Source organism: Myroides sp. 1354, assembly GCF_030324495.1.
Taxonomy (GTDB): domain Bacteria; phylum Bacteroidota; class Bacteroidia; order Flavobacteriales; family Flavobacteriaceae; genus Flavobacterium.
The window spans coordinates 12449-32412 of record NZ_JACAGN010000004.1 but is presented as its reverse complement, the minus strand read 5'-3'; the positions used below and the strand labels follow the sequence as shown (position 1 = coordinate 32412).

At 35.2% G+C, this 19964-nt stretch carries 18 protein-coding genes; 2 read left to right on the top strand and 16 right to left on the bottom strand.

Annotation, left to right across the window (positions count from 1 at the left end; translation table 11 throughout):
- Positions 1-8: 8 nt before the first annotated feature.
- The 6 genes from mazG to HX004_RS05780 form a co-directional block, all read right to left on the bottom strand.
- Complete coding sequence (gene mazG / locus HX004_RS05805) at positions 9-791, bottom strand: nucleoside triphosphate pyrophosphohydrolase (protein ID WP_286441399.1); 783 nt, start codon at positions 789-791, stop codon at positions 9-11.
- A gap of 71 nt (positions 792-862) precedes the next feature.
- Positions 863-1276, bottom strand: coding sequence for a DUF5606 family protein (locus HX004_RS05800; protein WP_286441398.1), 414 nt, complete (start codon positions 1274-1276; stop codon positions 863-865).
- 57 nt (positions 1277-1333) lie between these two features.
- Positions 1334-1921: a peptide deformylase gene (def, locus tag HX004_RS05795; RefSeq protein ID WP_286441397.1), complete on the bottom strand. Its 588-nt coding sequence runs from the start codon at positions 1919-1921 to the stop codon at positions 1334-1336.
- Between the two features lie 250 nt (positions 1922-2171).
- Positions 2172-2753, bottom strand: a complete 582-nt coding sequence (locus HX004_RS05790; RefSeq protein WP_286441396.1) for a non-canonical purine NTP diphosphatase — start codon at positions 2751-2753, stop codon at positions 2172-2174.
- A gap of 135 nt (positions 2754-2888) precedes the next feature.
- Positions 2889-3074, bottom strand: coding sequence for a hypothetical protein (locus HX004_RS05785; protein WP_286441395.1), 186 nt, complete (start codon positions 3072-3074; stop codon positions 2889-2891).
- Positions 3071-3646 (bottom strand): ATPase, encoded by a 576-nt coding sequence (locus HX004_RS05780; protein ID WP_286441394.1) that lies wholly within the window; start codon positions 3644-3646, stop codon positions 3071-3073. The genes HX004_RS05785 and HX004_RS05780 overlap by 4 nt, the downstream gene beginning before the upstream one ends.
- 307 nt (positions 3647-3953) lie before the next feature.
- Between HX004_RS05780 and HX004_RS05775 the strand changes: the two genes are divergently transcribed.
- On the top strand, positions 3954-4145 hold the full coding sequence (locus HX004_RS05775; protein WP_286441393.1) for a hypothetical protein: 192 nt from the start codon (positions 3954-3956) through the stop codon (positions 4143-4145).
- A gap of 177 nt (positions 4146-4322) precedes the next feature.
- Here the strand turns inward: HX004_RS05775 and HX004_RS05770 are convergent, their stop codons facing one another.
- From HX004_RS05770 to HX004_RS05760, 3 genes are all read right to left on the bottom strand, one after another.
- Positions 4323-5309 carry a fumarylacetoacetate hydrolase family protein gene (locus HX004_RS05770; RefSeq protein ID WP_286441392.1) on the bottom strand — a complete coding sequence of 329 codons (987 nt, stop codon included), beginning with the start codon at positions 5307-5309 and terminating at the stop codon, positions 4323-4325.
- Positions 5310-5453: 144 nt separating this feature from the next.
- Positions 5454-6308: an HAD hydrolase family protein gene (locus HX004_RS05765; RefSeq protein WP_286441391.1), complete on the bottom strand. Its 855-nt coding sequence runs from the start codon at positions 6306-6308 to the stop codon at positions 5454-5456.
- A gap of 5 nt (positions 6309-6313) precedes the next feature.
- Positions 6314-7336: a threonine aldolase family protein gene (locus tag HX004_RS05760; RefSeq protein ID WP_286441390.1), complete on the bottom strand. Its 1023-nt coding sequence runs from the start codon at positions 7334-7336 to the stop codon at positions 6314-6316.
- Positions 7337-7475: 139 nt separating this feature from the next.
- On the opposite strand from HX004_RS05760, the gene HX004_RS05755 reads away from it, so the two are divergent.
- The gene (locus HX004_RS05755; protein WP_286441389.1) at positions 7476-7694 is read left to right on the top strand and encodes a putative signal transducing protein; all 219 of its coding nucleotides are present in this window, start codon (positions 7476-7478) and stop codon (positions 7692-7694) included.
- A 120-nt stretch (positions 7695-7814) separates the two neighbouring features.
- On the opposite strand, the gene HX004_RS05750 is transcribed toward HX004_RS05755, so the two are convergent.
- The 7 genes from HX004_RS05750 to HX004_RS05720 form a co-directional block, all read right to left on the bottom strand.
- Positions 7815-9368 (bottom strand): L-type lectin family protein, encoded by a 1554-nt coding sequence (locus HX004_RS05750; protein ID WP_286441388.1) that lies wholly within the window; start codon positions 9366-9368, stop codon positions 7815-7817.
- Positions 9369-9444: 76 nt separating this feature from the next.
- Positions 9445-11091, bottom strand: a complete 1647-nt coding sequence (locus tag HX004_RS05745; protein ID WP_286441387.1) for a hypothetical protein — start codon at positions 11089-11091, stop codon at positions 9445-9447.
- Between the two features lie 67 nt (positions 11092-11158).
- Positions 11159-15538 (bottom strand): phage tail-like protein, encoded by a 4380-nt coding sequence (locus HX004_RS05740; protein ID WP_286441386.1) that lies wholly within the window; start codon positions 15536-15538, stop codon positions 11159-11161.
- Between the two features lie 742 nt (positions 15539-16280).
- Positions 16281-16844, bottom strand: coding sequence for a Crp/Fnr family transcriptional regulator (locus HX004_RS05735; protein ID WP_286441384.1), 564 nt, complete (start codon positions 16842-16844; stop codon positions 16281-16283).
- A 5-nt stretch (positions 16845-16849) separates the two neighbouring features.
- Positions 16850-17497 carry a 3,4-dihydroxy-2-butanone-4-phosphate synthase gene (gene ribB, locus HX004_RS05730; protein ID WP_286441383.1) on the bottom strand — a complete coding sequence of 216 codons (648 nt, stop codon included), beginning with the start codon at positions 17495-17497 and terminating at the stop codon, positions 16850-16852.
- Position 17498: 1 nt separating this feature from the next.
- Positions 17499-17720 carry a DUF2798 domain-containing protein gene (locus HX004_RS05725; protein ID WP_286441382.1) on the bottom strand — a complete coding sequence of 74 codons (222 nt, stop codon included), beginning with the start codon at positions 17718-17720 and terminating at the stop codon, positions 17499-17501.
- Between the two features lie 408 nt (positions 17721-18128).
- Positions 18129-19904 carry an ABC transporter ATP-binding protein gene (locus HX004_RS05720; RefSeq protein WP_286441381.1) on the bottom strand — a complete coding sequence of 592 codons (1776 nt, stop codon included), beginning with the start codon at positions 19902-19904 and terminating at the stop codon, positions 18129-18131.
- Between the last annotated feature and the right edge of the window lie 60 nt (positions 19905-19964).

Here is a 19964-nt window from a genome sequence, read left to right as displayed (position 1 = left end):
TGTATTTTTTATTTTTGCGTCATTTTTTTTGCTTTCTCCCAATATACATCCATTTCTTCTAGATTCATTTGAGGTAAATCCTTACTTTCTTCTCGAATGAGTGTTTCCATTGTTTGAAAACGCGTCATAAACTTTTGGTTGGTCTGACTTAAGGCATGTTCTGGATCTATACCGACAAAACGGGCATAATTAACCAAAGAGAAGAGTATATCGCCAAATTCTTTTTCCATTAATTCTTTATTCCCTACTTCCTCTTCTGCTTTAAACTCTTGAATTTCTTCTTCTACTTTTGCCCAAACATCCGTTTTATTACTCCAATCGAAACCAATACCGCTTGCTTTTTCTTGCATGCGTAAGGCTTTAATAATAGCGGGCAAACTAGTTGGAACACCTTCTAATACAGATTTTCTACCTGCTTTTAATTTAAGTTGTTCCCAATTTTGAAGTACTTCTTGTTCGTTTGCTACTTGCGTATCACCGTAAATATGAGGATGTCTGTAAATCAATTTATCGCAAATACCATCTGCTATAGTTTTTACATCAAACAAGCCTTTTTCACTTCCAATTTTAGCGTAGAAAACAATATGCATCAACAAATCACCAAGCTCACCTTGCATTTCTCTTGCATCGCCGATCGAAATACTATCTGCTAACTCATAAACTTCTTCAATCGTTAAGGAACGCAAAGATTCAAACGTTTGTTTTTTATCCCAAGGACATTGTACTCTCAATTCATCCATGATAGTTAACAATCGCCCAACTGCTTCTAATTTTTCTTGTTGTGTATGCATAGCATTTGTATTAGTTCTTGTAAAAATAAAAAAGCTCGTTGTATAACGAGCTTTTTATCTATTCTTTTTTCTTATTTGTTTTCTTCAACAGCTTCTTGGAAAGCTTCTTGAATTAATCCTCTTTTTTGTACGATATTATACCAGTTAATTACTTTTTTAATATCTGAATTGTATACGCGCTCTGAATCGTAGTTAGGCAATACTTCTTGGAAATAAGCCACTAATTCTGGATCAGAAACTTTGTGAGAAATAGCCTCTCCATTATTTTCTTTTGCCGCAATATTTTTGAATACGTCAAAAAGTTTAATTTCTCCTTCGTGCGTGTATATTGAGATTTCAGATAATAAACTAACGTTGTTTTTTAATCCTACTGTACTTCTTTTCCCGTCAGCTAATGATTCTGCAATAAATCCTGTGCGTGTTTGAACAATTAACTCAAATAATCCTGGTTTACCAGAAATAGCTAATACTTTTTCTAAACTCATTTTCTAAAATTTTTCTTTTGTAACAAATATCTTAATTACTTCTTAATTTCCAATTTTTTATCTACCTTTTTTAGTGGCAAATCTCATTTTATAGTCTGTAAACACTTTACCTTCCATAATATTCTTTAATCGCTTGGCGATTAATTTCTTTTTTAGGCTTGATAATTTGTCTGTAAACAGAATTCCCTCAATGTGATCGTACTCGTGTTGAATCACACGTGCTGCTAATCCGTTGATTGTTTCGGTATAACTTACAAAATTCTCATCGCAGTATTCGATGGTAATCTGTTCTTTTCGAATCACCGGTTCGTGTACATCTGGAATACTTAAACACCCTTCATTAAACGACCACTCTTCCCCTTCTTCTTTAATAATCTTAGCGTTGATAAACGTTCTCTTATAGTTCGTTAAAAACTCTTTTTCTTCCGGAGTATTGTCATCAATTTCTGCAAATGGCGCACAATCAACTACAAATAAACGAATTGGTAATCCCACTTGAGGAGCTGCTAAACCTACTCCACTAGCTGAATACATCGTATCGTACATATTAGCAATTAATTCATCTAAATTGGGGTAATCTTTTGTTATGTTTTCTCCTACTTTACGCAAGACAGGATCTCCATAACCAACAATTGATAGTATCATAGTTGTTCCTTTGTATCTTTATTGATTTAAACGATTGCAAAATTAGTCAAATTTATAGTATTCTTGCAGACTACAAAACTTTTTTCGATTTAACTTTCTGTCTTTATTCCTTATTTTTAGACTCTATTAAGGAGATTTCCCGAGGAAAAAAGAGAAACAAACGCAATTAATCAATTGATTCATACAACATTAATAATTGCTATACACAAAAAAAATTCATTTTATAGAAAGCTCTTATATTTTATTTCTTTTATTCTTCTTTGTCTTTCAAGAAATCAACGAGTTGACTTACTGCCCTTCCTCTATGGCTTACTGCATTTTTTTGCTGTATGCTCAATTCTGCAAAGGATTGGGTCATCCCTTCGGCTTGAAATAAAGGATCATAACCGAATCCGCCCTCTCCTTGTTCTGCTGTTAGAATTTCTCCTTTAATAATACCTGTAAACAAGTGTTGTTCTCCATTGTAATGTAACGCAATCACGGTCTTGAAATTAGCCTTTCTATCTGTTTTATCAGCTAATTCACTTAACAATTTTGCATTGTTTGCTTGATCGTTTTTATCTTCTCCAGCGTATCTTGCAGAATATACACCTGGTGCTCCATGCAACGCATCAACTTCTAATCCTGAATCATCCGCAAAGCAATTAAATCCATAGTGTCTTTTGATATAATCAGCTTTTAATAAAGCATTTCCTTCGATAGTATCCGCAGTTTCGGGTATATCTACCATGCATCCTATATCTTCTAAACTCAATATTTCTATTGATGCTGGTACTTGGTTTTTGATTTCTTGAATCTTGTTCTTGTTGTTTGAAGCAAATATGAGTTTCATTGTGTTTGTCTTTTATCTGCTCAAAAATACAAAATAGTTAGGAGAGACGAAAAACGAAATAAGTGATGAAAAATTGAATTAAAAAAAAAGAACAAACTCATAATAAGTTTGTTCTTCTATTTATTTTTAATGACTCTATTTATTTTCCTCTTCTAACTCATTCAAAACTATAGATTCAGGTTTAACATATACTATTTTATGATCTTTAATAATGACAATTTCACTATTTTTTTCTTTCTTAAACTCGATCATTTTTTTGTATGCGTGCTCAAGTCCAGATAAAATCTTTGCTTTTTTTATATTTCTTGCCTCTGTTTTCATACATATCGTTTTAATTCATTAAATCTCTGTTTATCCAAAATCTTAAGTTGCTTTCCAAACACTTTCTCTGCTACTAAAATGGGAGCACCCTGAGAATTGTCAAAAATAAAAGCCTCATCTACAAGGTCTAAATAGATCTCAAACAAGTTTTTTATTCCATTTAAATATCTTCTCTCAATAACATTTTCAGCTATATTATGCCCTCCTTCGAGAACTCTTGTTCTAACTCTCTCCTTTGCTAATTCCATATTACTTAACCAAAAAAACAACAAGGTTGAATGATACCCCATTTCCTTTGCATTAAGTATCTTGTTTCTATATATTTTTGTAGCCAAAGTCGTTTCAAAAGCAAAGTTTTTTTGACTCTTAAATAAATCATTTATTCTATTCAACATAATTCGACCTGCCTCAACAGCGACTTTATCTGGTTGAAAAGGTGACAAACCCTTAGCAATTTCATCTGCATTTACAAATTCCTTACAATCTAAAATTTCAGGTAGTAAAGAAAAGGAGGCAGTAGTCTTACCTGCTCCATTACAACCAGCGATTATATATAAGTTCTTATCACTCATCTAACAAATATACAATATATTTTAAGCTTTATATAAAATATATAATCGCTGCTTCATGGCTAATAGCGCTCCATATCTAAAAATGAATGCATAAAAAAAGAACAAACTCATTACAAGTTTGTTCTTCTCATTCACCTTATCAATTACTAACCTAGTAAAAGAAAATAAACGTTCTATAGGGTAAGAATATCGAATAAAATTTTAACTCAACCATTTTATATCAAAAAAGATATTCTACTAAAAATAGGCGTTCACTTTTTTTCCTTCACAAGTTTTAACCTAGTACAATAGTACTGCTATTTTGAGTATGGCTTTAAAAAAACAAACTGAAACGGAAAAATACAAACACTCAAACGTGGATATAGGGAGCTCAGTTGATTGTTGTTCGTTGTTTGGTGTTTGGTGTGCGTTGTTTGGTGTTTGGTATGCGTTGTTTGGTGTTTGGTGTGCGTTGTTTGGTGTTTGGTGTGCGTTGTTTGTGGAAGAAATTCTCTATTAAAGAAAAACTGATTTCTGATAACCGATAACCTTTAGATTTGCTTTTTCGCTTTTTTGCAAGTTGCTTTTTTGCCAGATTATCGATTAAAGAAAATATATCCTTAAATCAGAAAATTAACTGATAACTGATAACCTTTCCCCATAAAAAAAGGAGCGAAAATTCGCTCCTTTTTTACTCTTATTTTTTGTATTCTTTTACTACTTGGTTGATTCTTCCAAAGATACTTTTTCCTTCTTTATCCATCATTTCAATTTCGATGCGGTCTCCGAATTGCATGAATGGTGTTGATGGCTTACCATCTTTAATGGTTTCAAGGCATCGTACTTCTGCTAAACAGCTTGATCCAGATGGGCTACCTTGGTTAGCTACTGTTCCTGATCCGATTACTGTTCCAGCCATTAACGAACGTGTTTTAGCTGCGTGTGCTACTAATTGTCCGAAGTTGAATGTCATATCGACTCCAGCATTTGGCGATCCTACTAAAATACCATTCAACGTTGAGTGAAGTGGTAAATGCAATTTTCCTTCTTTCCAATCCTCTCCTAGTTCATCTAACGTAACCATTACAGGAGCAAAAGTAGTCCATGGTTTTGATTGATAGAATCCGAATTGTTTACCCAATTCTGCAGGGATTAAGTTTCTCAACGAAACATCATTTAAAATCGTAACCAATTTAATGTGTTTCAAAGCAGTTTGAGCATCTACTCCTGGAGGTACGTCATCAGTAATAACGGCTACTTCTGATTCGAAGTCAATTCCCCACTCTTCTTTTTCGATTAAGATATCATCTGTTGCACCAATAAATGCATCAGATGCTCCCATATACATCAATGGATCTGTCCAGAATGACTCTGGTAATTCTGCGTTTCTAGCTTTGCGAACTAATTCAACGTGTGTTACATAAGCACTTCCATCCGCCCAGTGGTATGCACGTGGAATTGGTGCCATTATTTTAGCTGTTGTAAAATCGATGGTATTAGATAGCTTTCCTGCGTTTAAGTTGTCATACACTTCTTTTAAAAGTGGTTCATTGGTTGCCCATTGATCTAATGCTGCTTGCATTGTAGCTGCAATTTCAGTTACTACAACTGCTTTTGACAAGTCTTTTGAAACAACGACTAATTGACCATCTCTTGTGCCATTGTTAATACTAGCTAATTTCATGAATTTATGTTTTTAGTTTTTATTGTTGGTTTACTTGATTTTCTGCCTCCAATATAGGATTGGAAAAAGAAAAGCCGAAGGTATAAAAAAAATAGGGAATACTATAATTTCCTTTTGTGTGCACAAGCGGTCTATCTCTTTTTTCTATAGTATTTGATTTACAAGGAGTTTAATGGTCTGAGCTACTCCATCTTGTTCGTTTGTTGGAATCCTATGCTGCGCCAACTGTAAAATTTCAGGATGTGCATTACCTACAGCATAGGTATTGGCTTCCAATTTCAGCATGCCTTGATCATTTAGATTATCCCCGAATAGATGCAATTGTTCTCCTTTAATATTATATTGTTCTTGTAAATACGCAATCGCTTTCTCTTTGGTTGCATTAGCGTTAGACACTTCTAATACAAAGTGATTGGGAATGTATTGATCTTGCATCAATAAGCACTTAAGATTTTCATTATAGTGTTCTTGTAAATACAACTTTAAGGGCACTAAGGTATCATAGTCGCCAATAAACATCATCACCAAAGCTTGTGTATTCCAAGTTAAAGTTTGTAATTTTAAATCGGGTACTTCTATAAAACGAGGGTCATTGGGTCTTAGTTGTATGAAATACTGTAATCCGGCACTGGGATTAGTCTGATAAAAAATCCCTTCTTCAAACTGCTCATTTAACGTAAAAATCAAAGGCGAAAGGCCTTTGACTGTTGCCAATTCCAATGCCAATTGAACAAGTGGAGATTCAATTCCCTTAATTTCTAATACGCGTTGAGTTGGCCAATCGTAAATAACGGCTCCATTGTTTAAAATTACGGGAAAATTCCAATCGACATGCTGTATCACTTTAGCTGCACTAGTCAATCCTCTTGCTGTGGCAAACGCTATTTTGTGAGGAGTTGATACACTAATTTCGTTGAGTATTTGTTCGCTATCATAGCTTAAATAGCCCTGATTATTGAGTAGAGTTCCATCTAAATCGGTAATAAATACGTGTTCCATTTTAGTTATTCATTTAGCATAGCGATGAAAACATCTAGCATTAAATCATCTGTTGTCCAAGAAGTAATTAAACGCACCGCGGCATATTCTGCATTGATAGATTTCCATACGTAGAAATCGAATTTTTCTTGTAGGCGTTGAATCAATGCTATAGGTAGAATCGGAAAGATTTGATTGCTAGAAGGTTCAACTAAAAAAGAATAGCCTTTCTCTTCGAATGCTTGGGCTAGTTTCATAGCCATTTCATTAGCGTCTTTAGCTAATTTAAAATATAAATCTTCTTCAAACAGTGCTAAGAATTGAATGCCTAATACTCTTCCCTTTGCAAAAAGAGCACCTTTTTGTTTGAGGTTATAATCAAAATCAAGTGCCAATTGTGGGTTAGGAAAAATGATAGCTTCACCAAATAAAGCGCCATTTTTAGTTGCTCCAATATAGAAAACGTCAACTAGTTCCGCAATTCGCTCCAAACTTAGATCGTTATTTGGCGCTGTCAGGGCATGACCTAAACGCGCACCATCCATAAATAGGAGAAGTCCTTCAGCTTTACAAAGCGCAGACAAGTCTTGTAGTTCTCTTTCTGTGTATACAGTTCCGATTTCGGTAGTATTGGAAATATAAACTACTTTTGGTTTTACGACATGAGGACGCAGTTGAAATGTCGCTAGGGTTTGCTTGATTTGCGTTGGAGTTAGCTTTCCGTCTTTACTTTCAATGGGAATTACTTTGTGTCCTGTTGCTTCAATTGCTCCTGTTTCATTGGCATAAATATGCCCTGTATTGGCACTAATTACAGCCTCATGCGGTCGCAATAAAAAGGAAATCACCAATAGATTGGCTTGCGTTCCCCCTGATACAAAGAAAATCTCAGCTTTCGCTTGGTTCATTTTTGCACGTAAAATTGCCTTTGCTTGTACGGTATATTCATCCAAGCCGTATCCGTTTTGTTGTATAAAGTTTGTTTCGAGTAATTGATCTAAAATTGCAGGGTGAGCTCCCTCTGCATAATCTATTTTGAGGTTGTACATAGCGATGTTCTTGTATCAAGTAAAAATAGAACTTTCTCACCAAAATAGGGTACTTCAAGCGAAAAGTTTGTTAAAAAAGATAGGTATACTTTCTTTTTTTCCATTTAAAAAGTGTACTTTTAAGTAAAAATAGAAGGATATGAATCACAAGAAATTATTCGCAGGTAGTGAAGTGATGGTTTTAGCCGTACGCAACTTATTAGAAGAAAACAACATAGCTTATATTATCCGTGATGATATTGAAGCAGGACGCAGTGCAGGATATGGAACTTTAGGCAAGGCCGTTCACGTATTGGTTGAGGAAAATGATTTAACTAAGGCAGAGGCTTTGTTAAAAGAAAATGGTTTAGAAGAGTAAACTTTTAATTTATTGTATCCAGAACTCATTTTGACTTTTTCTAATTGGTTAAAAAAAGTCAAGATAAGTTCCATAAAAAAAAAGTAGTATGAAATGATCATACTACTTTTTTTTCTGTTTTTAATCTTCTTCTTCTACCACTCGAATGGGCATACTCGGATTGACAACCGATTTACAATGCCTTGCTTGAACCGTTATCTTAGTTGGTCTACTTCGATAATCTTCATATGCAAAAGGACTGCCATCGTTTTTTTCTACACTTTTTGCCGAAATATAAACATCATAATCGCCTTCCTCCATGATTCGATTCGCAGGTGTGAAATACAAAGTAGCACTAAATTCATTGTAGGTTAAATCCCACTCACCAACCCCTGGTTCATCGTAAATTTGACTCCAAGTTGTTGTGTGTTCCTCTGTCCTATAATTTAAAGGATAACCATATTTATCTTCTAAACGAACCGATTCAAAATCAATGTGATTGTACGTATTTCCAGATTTAGGACGTCCAGGATCTCCAGGATCTCCAACATAAAACGTAGAACCGTCAAATGGTTTTTCTAATTTAGCCCAACGCGTGCGATCATCTCCTCCATCCGTTAGGCAAAGAAGTACCTTCTTGTCTTTGGTTTCAGGTGCATGAGTCAATCGGACATTAACATTCTTGACTAGATGAGTTTCGGTGGCATCTCCCGTTGTTCCAGCAATTCCAATTTTATATGAATCGATATTCTTTCCTTTAAACGTATACAAACTTCCATTTTCATCTTTGGTACGAAATTCAGTTTGAAGGAAAAGAGCTTCTGAATTTCCTCCGTGAATCACTCCACTATCATTTCTTAAATAGAATTGCAACATAGTTCCTCTTTCATCATATTCGCTGTGAATGGGGTTGTAAACAAAATTAAACCTATAAAATCTCAATGTGTTAGCATACTCCGTTCGCAAATGGGGTAAACTTGGCGCATAAGAATCTTCTTCATATTCACCTGTATTAAAGTCCAGCTTCGCAGTAGCAGCATTAGCGTTGGATTGATTTCCCCAATTTGTTTGTTGGGTATAAATGACAGGATACCCTTTGTATCGATCATTTTGATGTTGTCCACCTCGAATCGTTATATGACTATCTTCTCGTTGAAAAGTAATACCTGATATTCCTTCTCGCTTATTGTTAACCGAATTCATTCTTTCCCTTGAATCACCATATACATCTAAACTTACCCCTAAATAGGCACCATTCAATCCCGCTTGTCTACTTCCTGTTGAGCTGTTGTACGCATAACCTAGTCCAGAACCATAGCTTCCTAGATCAAAAGAAGCATTAGCATCAAATAAGAAAAGACTAATTCCGTCTCCATAATGTCCATAGTATTCTTTACCATCCAATGTTGCAAATTCAAAATCAACTTCAATAGCATAATTCATTGGTACCTCTAAATCTTTGAGGTAAAATCCGCTCAATGCTTTTTTGGTATTATCATAAGTCAACTGTAGCCCATCTCTGGTATATCTATTGCTTCCTGTTGGTGCACCACTTTTAATTTGTTCTACAATATTATTGGGAGCAGAAGTTCCAGTCAACGAGGCATGATAGGGAAATGTTCTATTCATTTCTTGAGCTGACAACCCTTGACACGCCCATAAACCAATAAGTAATATTCCTATAGTATATTTCATATTTTTCTTACATAAAGTTAAGACTCCTTCGTTTCTATAGTATACATAAAAACGAAGGGAATCTTCTGATTTAGTCTTATCTCAATTGCATGGCCACATTGAAGAAAGTAGCGGCAGTTACTTCTGCATCGCGTTTAACACTATACTTTAATAATCCATCTTGACCAATAGATACATTTTCAAATACATCTTCATCATAATACAGGATAAAGAAATCTAATTCATTCGCTTCATATATCGTTAGACTTGCTGCTGAACGAGAAGAGATCGCTCCTTGGAATTGGTCTTTGTAAATAGTATACACATTTTTTTCACCTCGACTACCTGGATACACATCAACCACAAAAGAAGGGGAATAGAAAAATCCTGAATTTCCACCCGCGGCTTTTTGGAAAGAAGCCCCTCCAGTTCCATCTGAAGTCAATACAAATCCTGCAGGTGTGTTATCGTCATCTTCATCTTTGGACGATATTTTTTCTGCGGATACTCCTTCGTCTTTAATTACGGAACCATAGATTGCATCTGCTTCTAGTTCTTCGAATCCAATAGCATTGTAAGCAATATGTTCGTTTTTGATTGATGCTCCTTTTACTTTTAACTCTACATTTTTAAATACAGCCTCTGTTCCGTTTGTCACTTCAATGGTTGAACTACTATTTAAGTTTCCTTTGGTGATACTTGCTCCAGTTGGTGCTTCAAATGCTACTGTTCCATTAGATTTCACTGTCAAGACATGTCCCGTTGTTGCATTTACTGGATCAATTTTACTTACTGTAATTCCTTTGTCTTTTACTACATTGCCATAAATAGACTCTGGTTTAATTTTATCGTAGGTTACAGCATTGGTTTTTATTTTTTCTTCAGTAACTGCATTTGTTGCTAGTTCGGCATTACCTACAGCGCCAGTGGCAATCGTTCTTGCTATTACTGCTCCATCAGCAATTGCTCTTGATTTTACTGCTCCCGTTGTAAAGTGTCCATCTTGAAGTTGGGCTGTTTTAATTTTGGTTGCCGTTACAGCTTCTTCTGCAATCTTGCTTGTAGTTACTGCTCCATTGGCTAAATAAGATGCGTCAATTGAAGTTGGTTTCAAGCTTAATTCGACATCATGTGCTACGGTATTATCTCCATTTACCACACTAATTGGCGAAGTTCCACCGTCAATTTTACCCGTTGCTTCTGTTGCAGCTGCTGCTTCAAAAGACACTCCTCCTCTACCATCAGAAGTTAATACATGTCCACTACGTGTGAACGTGCTTCCTACTTTAGAGCTCAATTTTGCTGCGGTTACATTTTTATCGGCAATTTTTAATTCCGTTACCGCATTCACCCCTAATTTAGCTTCAGATACTCCTTCATCGATAATACTAACCGTTGCTTCTGCTAATAAAGCATGCCCAGCATTCACACCTGTCACGGAAATTCCCGTACCACCTGTTAGACGTTTACCTGATTCGGCCACCATATCCACCATATTGACTAACTCAACTCCGCCTTGTCCATCGGTACCTAAAATCAATCCATATTCCGCATCATCTGTACTTAATTTATCTAAGGTAACATTGCGAGTAGCGATATGTTCTTTTTTAATACCGCCTTTAGTTACACTGATACTAAGATCTTGTAAAGCAGCTTTGTTTGATGCTGGTGAAACTGAAATTGAAGGATCACTTAACAAAGCTTTTCCTTGTGTTGTTGCCAATACTTCAAAGGATTGGAACATAGCATTTCCATTTCCATCAGCGGTTAATACCGTTCCGGTTGGAGCATTATCTGTTCCTGCAATAGCGTTAATTTTGCTTGGCGTTAATTTTGCTTGGCGTTACTGCTTTATCTTGGATGTGTTTATTGGATACGCCTGCTTCTGCAATGGAAATAGCTGTCGTTGCCAATAAGGCTTTGTTATTTTCAGCTACTACAATTGATCCATCTGTTGTCAGGTCTTCTCCTTGTCCTTCAAAAGCGGTATTACTCAAGGCTTTAAAAGCCACTGTACCATCGTTATTAGCGGTTAATACTGTATTTTCAGCTGCATTTTCAGCCGTAATCTTTGCTGGTGTAACAGCGCCATTTGCTAATTTGTCTGTTCCAATTCCACCTGGAGCAACATCAATTTTAGTTGGAGCTAACACCGCATTCAATCCAGTTGTATCCTCTGTAAATACTAAAGCGGATCCCAGTTCTAAATCTTCACCACCTGCTTGTACGGCTTCTTTTAGGACATAATCAAAACCTCCTGCATTGTTTGTTACAAGTAAATAATTTTCACCCTTGTTTACACCATTGATTTTTGAGCTTAATTTATCACTGGTGATACTTTGATTCGCTATACCTAAAGTTACATCTTTCAATAAGGCTTTTTCTCCATCACCACTAGTGATTTGAATGATACTATCTGTTGTTAAATCACCTGCTGTTTGACTAACAATATCTCCAAGTTCTGCCCATTCCGCTACGCCATTGCCTTGAGTTACAAGCATACTCGCTGCTGTAATTCCCTCAGCTGATATTTTCTCAATCGTAACGGATTGATTTTTTATTTGTGCTGTACCAACTGCTTCATTGGCCAATTGGGTTGTTGTGATTCCTTGATTTTGAATACTCAATTTTAAATCACCCAATACTTTGTCTACGCCATTATCAACCACAATAATATTATCGGTTGTGATTTTTCCTTTGTTGGAAATTTTTGCAGGTGTAATTGGTTCATAAGTTACCGTTGTGCCATTTGCTCCAACCATTGCTACTGTATTAGCATTAGCACCACCTCCATTTAATTTTGTTGCAGGAATGGAATTATTAGCGATACCTATGGTAACATCGGCTAGTACTTTTCCAACCCCGTTATCTGATACGGTGATAATGTGATCGGTTGTAATATCTCCTTTTTCCGTCATGGTTTCAGCAGAAAGAGTTTGATACACCACTTCCCCTGCCGCGTTTGCCATGGCTACGCGATTTGCCTCACCAGTTCCTGCAGTAAGTTTCGTTGCTTCAATCGTTTGATCGGCAATATTGATATTCTTAACTGCTCCAGCAGCAATGTGCTTGCCTTTTACTCCACCTTTGTTAATGGCAATGGTTACCTTTTTATTTTGATCACCAAACAATACATTCTCACCACCACCTAAAATATTAATCACTCCAGCTTCACCTACTAAATCTCCTTGCATAGCCGGTCTAACAGCCTCATCTGCAGGTTGGAAATACGCTTTTCCTAAACCATCTGCAGTGAGTAAAGTTCCTTTCAAAGCGCTTTCAGAATTAATCTTAGCCGTTGTAACAGAAGTATCCGCTAGGTGTTGGGTTTGAACTCCTTCCTCTTTAATATTAATAGTAACCCCTTCCAATACTGCTTTTTCACCTCCCGTAATAGCTAACGAAGCATCTGTACTTTGTAGTAACTTTCCTTTGTTTGCTACCGTAGTATAAATGGAGTTTTGAACGTGAACGTCTTGCAGAATTTGATCGATATTGCTAATTACACTAGCGGTAACATTAATTGTACTAATTGGATCAGTATCACTTGATTTATCAAAAAACTGAAACACACCCGTTCCATTTCCTTGATTATCAGCCACTTCTTCTACTCGTAGCGTATTTGCATTAAAAGTAATAGCATGTTCTGGATAAACTAAATTTCCATCTTTATCGAAACAAGCTTCATTGAAGTACGTAAATGTTCCATCTTGATTATCTTCCACATAGGTCACTGCTTGATTGCCTTTTAAGATCTCTTTGATTACGGGATCAGAGGCATCCATCCATTGCACTTCTCTATTTTCATTGGTTACTAACAACTGTCCTTTTTTCGCTCCTGGAGCAATTTTATCTGTGGTTACAGCCGCAGCAGCAATTGTAATTGTTGTTACTCCATCAGGAGCAATTGTCAATTGCATCTCTTTTAGTGCCGCTTTTTCACCACCCACAATGGCAATAGAACCATTCGTAGACATCACATCTTTACCTTGAGCCGCTACAGTCTCAAAAATCTCTTCTCGAACTTCTTCTTTACTTAAGATTTCTGTAATATTTTCAATTACAGTACCTAAAATATCAATTTCAGCTAACGCGGCTCCAGTTCTAGTATTTCCATCTCGAAATACGTATTGCCCAGAACCATTATCCCCGATAGTCAATGTATTGGCATCAAAGGCAACCCCAGCACCAGTAATTTGACCATTACTATCTACATTTTCTTCGTTATAATACACAAAAGTACCACGGTTTTGATCTACTGTTAATACCGTAATCTTCTCATGCTGATCAACAATTTCTTTGATAATTAGGTCCGTAGCTGGTACCCATTCTACTTGTCCATTTTTTGTAACTAAAATATATTTATCTCCTCCAGGGGCTATTTTAGTTGGTGTAATTCCCTGATTAGCAACTGATATCTTGGTTGCATGCAACACTGCCGCATCACCGCCTTCAACTAAAATAGAAGCATCTTCATTGGTTAATGCTTTTCCTTCAGCTGCAATTTTTTCATAAATTTCTTGAACAACAGTTTGATTATCTAGGATTTCAGTAATATTTTCAATTACAGTTCCCACAATATCAATTTCCGCTAAAGGAGCTCCTGTTTGCGTTTTTTGATCACGGAAAATATATTTCCCTTGTCCATTATCTTCAATGGTCAACGTATTAGCATCAAACAATACACCCTGTCCTATCAATGTACCTGTTGCATCAAAATCAGCTTCGTTATAGTATACAAAGGTTCCATTGTTGGCTGAAGGATCTAAAATCGTAATGGTTTCATTTTTCGTAACAATCTCCTTCATGATGTCATCTGTAACTGGAATCCACTGTACTTCATTATTTTTCGTTACCAACAAATGTTTATCCGAACCTGGTGCAATTTTAGCTGCAGTAACGGCTTTATCGTTGATTTTATAAGTTGTAACTGCATTATTAGCTAATTTGCGTTCTGAAATTGCTCCATCAGCTATGGTCAACAGAACATCTTTCAGTACAGCTCCAGCCAAACTTGCATTTCCATTAACTAAAATTCCATCCCCAGTTAAAGGAGAAGGTCTAGTTTGAGCAAGCTCTATTTTATTGATGATATTTTCAATAACACTTTGTAGGTTATCTCCTTCAATAATGGTACTGCTGTTGTCTATAAAAATAGAATTTGCGCGCGTACTAATGGTCATCAATGGATTTTCAAGTGAAGTCATTCCATCGTAAAAATCGTAAATACCACGTTCTGCAATTCCTTCTCTTTCTTTAATTCTCAACGTATTGGCATCAAATACGATTCCACGATCGCGAATAGGTACTCCCGTTTGAGGGTCAATAGCATTTTCATTATAATAAGAGAATGTTCCATTTTGATTATCTTCTAAAACCGTTATGCGCTCATTGGCACGTACCGCTTCTTTGATAATGTCATCTGTTACAGCAACCCACTTCACTTCTCCAGTAGCATCAGTTACTAATAATTGCTTGATACTTCCTGGTTTAATTTTGGCTGTGGTAATACTACTATCTTTTACTTTTAACGTTGTTTGAGTTAAAACCGCTTTTTCACCACCATTTACTTCAATGATATCATCTCCACTAATACTTTTCGCATGTAATGTTATGGCTTGGACAATCTCATTGATAACCGTTTCATTCTGCAGAATTGCAGTGATATTCTGAATTACATCTGCAGGAACATCAATACTTGTTTGCGTTTGATCTTCTGAAGTATACGTATATTTTCCTTGTCCATGAGATTCGAGTGTCGTCAAGATATTGACATCAGCCAAAGGCACGGATACTATATTATTTTTAGAATCGCGTAAGAATAGCGTTTCATCAACAGGATTAACTGCTAATTCTTCATTTTTCCCAACATCTTTCAAAAAATCATCTGTAGAAGTGATTAGACGAACCCAACGATTCTCAAACCAATAGTAATAACCTGGTTTTAAATCATCCGTATTTGTAGTATTAAAAACGAGTAAGCTATTTGGTGTTTTTCCTCCATTCATATTCGTATTATTCTCTAAAGAGATAAGAGGAATTCTCGGAATAAGTACACCTTTAAAATTACCTTGCTTTGCTTCAATATCCAAAAGTGAAGCTGGATTTGGATTGGCTGTTCCAATTCCTACTTGTGCGAAGGTAAAACCAGACATCATCAACAACGCAACTGAAAGTACATTTTTTTTCATAAACTACCATTTATTTCAATTATGTATATATTTTCAGAAATAAAACAACTAAAAAGCTGTTTTATTTCTAATATAATTACATTAATCAAATATTATACCAAATGAGATACTTTTTAAATTTTATGTTATTTTTTTTTAATTCAGAAGTACTTCTACTTTTTTTAATTTACTCAAAATCAATAATTTTCATTTTATACTGAAATAAAAGTTTTCTATTTAAAAAAATCCTAAACCACCATTTTTACAATATGCGATTGTTAGTTAAATTTTAAATCATTTATTTTAATTCACGTACTATTATTTTAACAAATATTCTTTTTTCTTACATTCTATATTTTTTCATAATTACACAAGATAACTCCATTTAAAACTTAAAAAACAAAGCATACGAAAAATGAATATAATTTTAAAATAAAAAACATAATACAGCTATTTTTAATAAAGAAATATCATATATTAAAAATATTGGAATAAATATAAAGGATTTATCTTATATTTTACATAAAATAGTTTAAGAAATTATTATCATTTAAAGTTTTAAAAAAATGTAAATTTTAACAATTAAAATAAATAACTGTACTTTATGGGAATTGTAAAGTTTTGATTCTCTTTTTTTAAAAAATTCTCAAAATAGTTCGCTATTTGCGCTTATTTTTTTATTTCAATATTTTTAATGAGAATAAAAAAAAAGCTTACCACTGATGACTCAATGGTAAGCTTGGAAATTAAATGTATAAAATAATTATTTTGCTTTAATTCGACTCAAGGTCTCTTGGGAAACACCCAAATAAGAAGCGACAATTTTATTCGGTAATCGCCTTACGATTTGGGGGCTTTGATATAACAAATCTTGATATCTGGTAACTGCATCCATGGTCACCATCGCAAATAACCTACTTGTATTATTGATATAAGCAAATTCCAGGTATTTTCTATAGAATTTTTCCCATTGAGGAACCGCTTCTAACAATTCGTAAAAATGGTGATGTGTAATTACATAAACTTCACTTTCTTCTAGTGCTTGCATATATTCTTCAGCGCTATTTCCTTGAATAAAACTAACTAAAGTAGTAGCGAATTGATTTTCAAAGGCAAAGAAACGCGTAGTATCTTGACCTGCTTCGTTGATATAGAAAATGCGCAAGCACCCCTGACAAACAAAATATAACTTTTGGGTTTGTCCGATTCCCGCATTCAACTGAGCGCCTTTCTTGAGTTTTTCATATTTAAAAAATGAAAGGATTAGATCCAACTCTGCTTCCGTAACGTCAATTCGATCTTGAATATAGGCTATTAATTGTTTCATTGCACTTATTTTTCACTAACAAATGTACGATAATACACCACATCTGCGATTGTTAACACCGTCATTTTGTGTTCCAAAGCGAAGTCAATCGCTTCTGGCAGTCGCGCCATGGTTCCATCGTCATTCATCAATTCACATAAAACAGCTTCTGGTGGTAAACCTGCTAATTTCATCAAATCTACACTACCTTCTGTATGTCCGTTTCGCTCCAAAACACCTCCATTTTTAGCGCGTAACGGAAAAATATGACCTGGTCTTGACAAATCTGTTGCTAGAGCATTTTTATTGCTCGCTGCACGAACGGTAGTCAGACGATCCGCTGCAGATAATCCTGTTGTAACTCCTTTGGCTGCTTCAATCGTTATGGTAAAAGGGGTTTGAAATTGACTGGTATTCTCTGTTACCATATAAGGTAAAGCTAAATGATCTGCTTTTTCATTGGTTAAACACAGGCAAATCACACCACTACAATAGCGAATCAATAAAGCCATGTCTTGTTCTGACATCAAATGAGCAGAGAAAATCACATCGGCTTCATTTTCTCTGTCGTTATCGTCCAACAACAAAACTCCTTTACCTACTTTTAGAAAACTCAATGCTCGCTCTACTCGTTCTTGACTGCTTTTTCCAAATTCTTGTAATTTATCTTCCATTTTATTTTTTAATTAATTGTTCTGCGTATTTTCTTGCTCTTGGAATAATAAGGAAAGCAGAAGCATAGGCTACGGGAAGCATCACACTCCACGCTTTCAAAAACAAAAAGAACCATCCTTCTTGAAAACCGTAATTTCTAATCAATCCAACAAAGGCCATAATTAAGGTCATCGGGATTACCACAAATAAAGTGTTGACGTACTTGTAATATTTACTATTCATATTTTATGTTTTTTTACTGAGACAAAATTCAGCTTATCTAGATCGAAAAACATTGATATAGGTCAAAAAAGAGTGAGTTGTTTGTTGGTTGTTGTTTGTTGGTTGTCGATGAACAACTACAGCCAACCAATCACAACAGGAACTAATCTCAGTTAATCTTTATTGTAGTCATCTTTACTATGAGTCAAGTGTACCTTCATGGTGAGTCCATAGTACCTCTATTAAAAACAAGCTTTTAATGGACTCACCCAAAACGAACTATTTATAATCCGTTAACTGTTACCGTATTTAAGAATGTTTCATATTCAACAAACACTGGACAACAAACAAAAAAAGCTAACCCTACAAAGGATTAGCTTTTCTTATATCCGATTATTTTCAGTAAACCGTTAACTGATAACCCGTTAACTAACTCAGTGTTTGAGAGATTTTTTCAAGATTCAAACTATTAGCCATAGCGGAGAATATATCGTAATACGTCGATTTATTTTCATATAATGCTTCATGCACCCCACTTTCTACTACTTGTCCTTTTTCCATCACAACAATATGATGGGCATCGATAATTTGTGAAATACTGTGGGAAACAATAATAACTGTTCTATTTTCTTTGATTGCATCCAAGCTGCGCTTAATTTGTTCCGTAGCAATGGCATCTAAACTCGCCGTTGGTTCGTCCAAGAAAATAATTGCCGGATCTTTTAAAAATAAACGCGCAATAGCAATACGCTGCTGTTGCCCTCCGGACAGTAGTCGAGCATCTGCTTCATAGCCTTGAGGTAAATCCATAATTTGCTCGTGTATATAGGCTTTTTTAGCTGCTTCAATCACTTGCTCTAACGTAGCATTTTCATCTCCATAGCGAATATTTTCTGCTATACTCCCTTGAAAAATATGGTTCTTTTGAAGTACTAAACCGATGTGTTTACGCAATTCTTTGGTATCATACTCTTTTAAATCGATTCCATCTAATAGAATTTGCCCTTGATTGGGTTCATAAAACTTATCCAACAAATTGATAACGGTACTTTTACCCGCTCCACTCAATCCCACTAAAGCCGTCGTTTTATTGGGTTCAATCAGCATAGAAACTTCTTTCAAAGCTTTGGTTCCATTGGGATAATTAAAAGATACATTTTTCAATTCAATACGACCTTCTATTTTAGTTGGAATATAGCTTCCTGATGCTTCCTCTTCTTTGGCTTCTAGAATTTCAAAGAAGCTTTCGGAGTAAATCATTGCATCGTTAACATCATCATAGATACGGTGCAATTGGCGAATTGGCGCTGTAACGTTATTGAAAAGCAAAACGTGAAACATAATCATCCCTACGCTCATCTGTCCTTCTAACACAAAGTAAGTAGTCAAAAGAATAATTACCACGAGACCAAATTGCTCAATAAAACTCTTTACTGAATCAAACACAAAACTCATTTTTCGCGTATACAACTGATTTTCGGTCAGATCGTATTGGATTTCCTCGTGTTTTTTTGACTCTAAAGGTTCACGTACAAAGGATTTAATCACTGTGATAGAGTTAATTAACGAAATAATTCCATTGTTTTTGTTCTCGCGATAACTTCGCATTTTTCTTCTGAATCCCTTCAGTTTTTTAGCTTGTTTCTGGCTAACATAGAAATATAGCGGAATCATCGCTGTACTCACTAAGCCGATATAGACATTAGCCGAATAAATAAAGAATAAAGCCACAAAAGCATTGGCAAATAGCGGTAAAATATCAATGAAGAAATTTTGAACTAAACGCGTGATACTACTAATACCCTGATCAATACGCGTTTGCAATTTCCCACTGTCATTTTCTTCTGAGGTATAGAAAGCCATTTTAAAAGTCAAAATGCGCTCTACGACCAACTGAGAAATATCTCTGGACGTATAAATACGCAGTTTTTCTCCAAAATAACGCTGTCCGAATTGTACACAGCTAAAGGCAACTTCTTTGACAATTAGAATGACACTACTCCACAAGAGTACCTGAAATCCCCAATGTAGTGTTTGTTCTTTGTTTACTACTGCAGTTAAGGCATCAACCAAATAGCGCAGTACTAAAGCATTAACCTGAACGGCAATAGAGCCTATCGCTGTTAATACTAACGTTCCTATAACTAATCCTCTATATGGCTGTATAAAGGGTTTTATTTTTTTTAATATGGTATATAAATTCATGAGACAAAGGTATCATTCTCCTGTTTGTTTTTTCTTGACTTGCGTCAATAAATCAGTAGG

Bases quoted from the DNA above. Each gene is read 5' to 3' on its own strand.
- def (WP_286441397.1), bottom strand. From the start codon at position 1,921: ATGATACTATCAATTGTTGGTTATGGAGATCCTGTCTTGCGTAAAGTA.
- HX004_RS05765 (WP_286441391.1), bottom strand. From the start codon at position 6,308: ATGGAACACGTATTTATTACCGATTTAGATGGAACTCTACTCAATAAT.
- HX004_RS05760 (WP_286441390.1), bottom strand. From the start codon at position 7,336: ATGTACAACCTCAAAATAGATTATGCAGAGGGAGCTCACCCTGCAATT.
- HX004_RS05800 (WP_286441398.1), bottom strand. From the start codon at position 1,276: ATGAGTTTAGAAAAAGTATTAGCTATTTCTGGTAAACCAGGATTATTT.
- HX004_RS05720 (WP_286441381.1), bottom strand. From the start codon at position 19,904: ATGAATTTATATACCATATTAAAAAAAATAAAACCCTTTATACAGCCA.
- HX004_RS05735 (WP_286441384.1), bottom strand. From the start codon at position 16,844: ATGAAACAATTAATAGCCTATATTCAAGATCGAATTGACGTTACGGAA.
- HX004_RS05785 (WP_286441395.1), bottom strand. From the start codon at position 3,074: ATGAAAACAGAGGCAAGAAATATAAAAAAAGCAAAGATTTTATCTGGA.
- HX004_RS05780 (WP_286441394.1), bottom strand. From the start codon at position 3,646: ATGAGTGATAAGAACTTATATATAATCGCTGGTTGTAATGGAGCAGGT.
- HX004_RS05745 (WP_286441387.1), bottom strand. From the start codon at position 11,091: ATGTTCCAATCCTTTGAAGTATTGGCAACAACACAAGGAAAAGCTTTG.
- HX004_RS05770 (WP_286441392.1), bottom strand. From the start codon at position 5,309: ATGAAATTAGCTAGTATTAACAATGGCACAAGAGATGGTCAATTAGTC.
- HX004_RS05740 (WP_286441386.1), bottom strand. From the start codon at position 15,538: ATGAAAAAAAATGTACTTTCAGTTGCGTTGTTGATGATGTCTGGTTTT.
- ribB (WP_286441383.1), bottom strand. From the start codon at position 17,497: ATGGAAGATAAATTACAAGAATTTGGAAAAAGCAGTCAAGAACGAGTA.
- HX004_RS05755 (WP_286441389.1), top strand. From the start codon at position 7,476: ATGAATCACAAGAAATTATTCGCAGGTAGTGAAGTGATGGTTTTAGCC.
- HX004_RS05790 (WP_286441396.1), bottom strand. From the start codon at position 2,753: ATGAAACTCATATTTGCTTCAAACAACAAGAACAAGATTCAAGAAATC.
- HX004_RS05775 (WP_286441393.1), top strand. From the start codon at position 3,954: ATGGCTTTAAAAAAACAAACTGAAACGGAAAAATACAAACACTCAAAC.
- HX004_RS05750 (WP_286441388.1), bottom strand. From the start codon at position 9,368: ATGAAATATACTATAGGAATATTACTTATTGGTTTATGGGCGTGTCAA.
- HX004_RS05725 (WP_286441382.1), bottom strand. From the start codon at position 17,720: ATGAATAGTAAATATTACAAGTACGTCAACACTTTATTTGTGGTAATC.
- mazG (WP_286441399.1), bottom strand. From the start codon at position 791: ATGCATACACAACAAGAAAAATTAGAAGCAGTTGGGCGATTGTTAACT.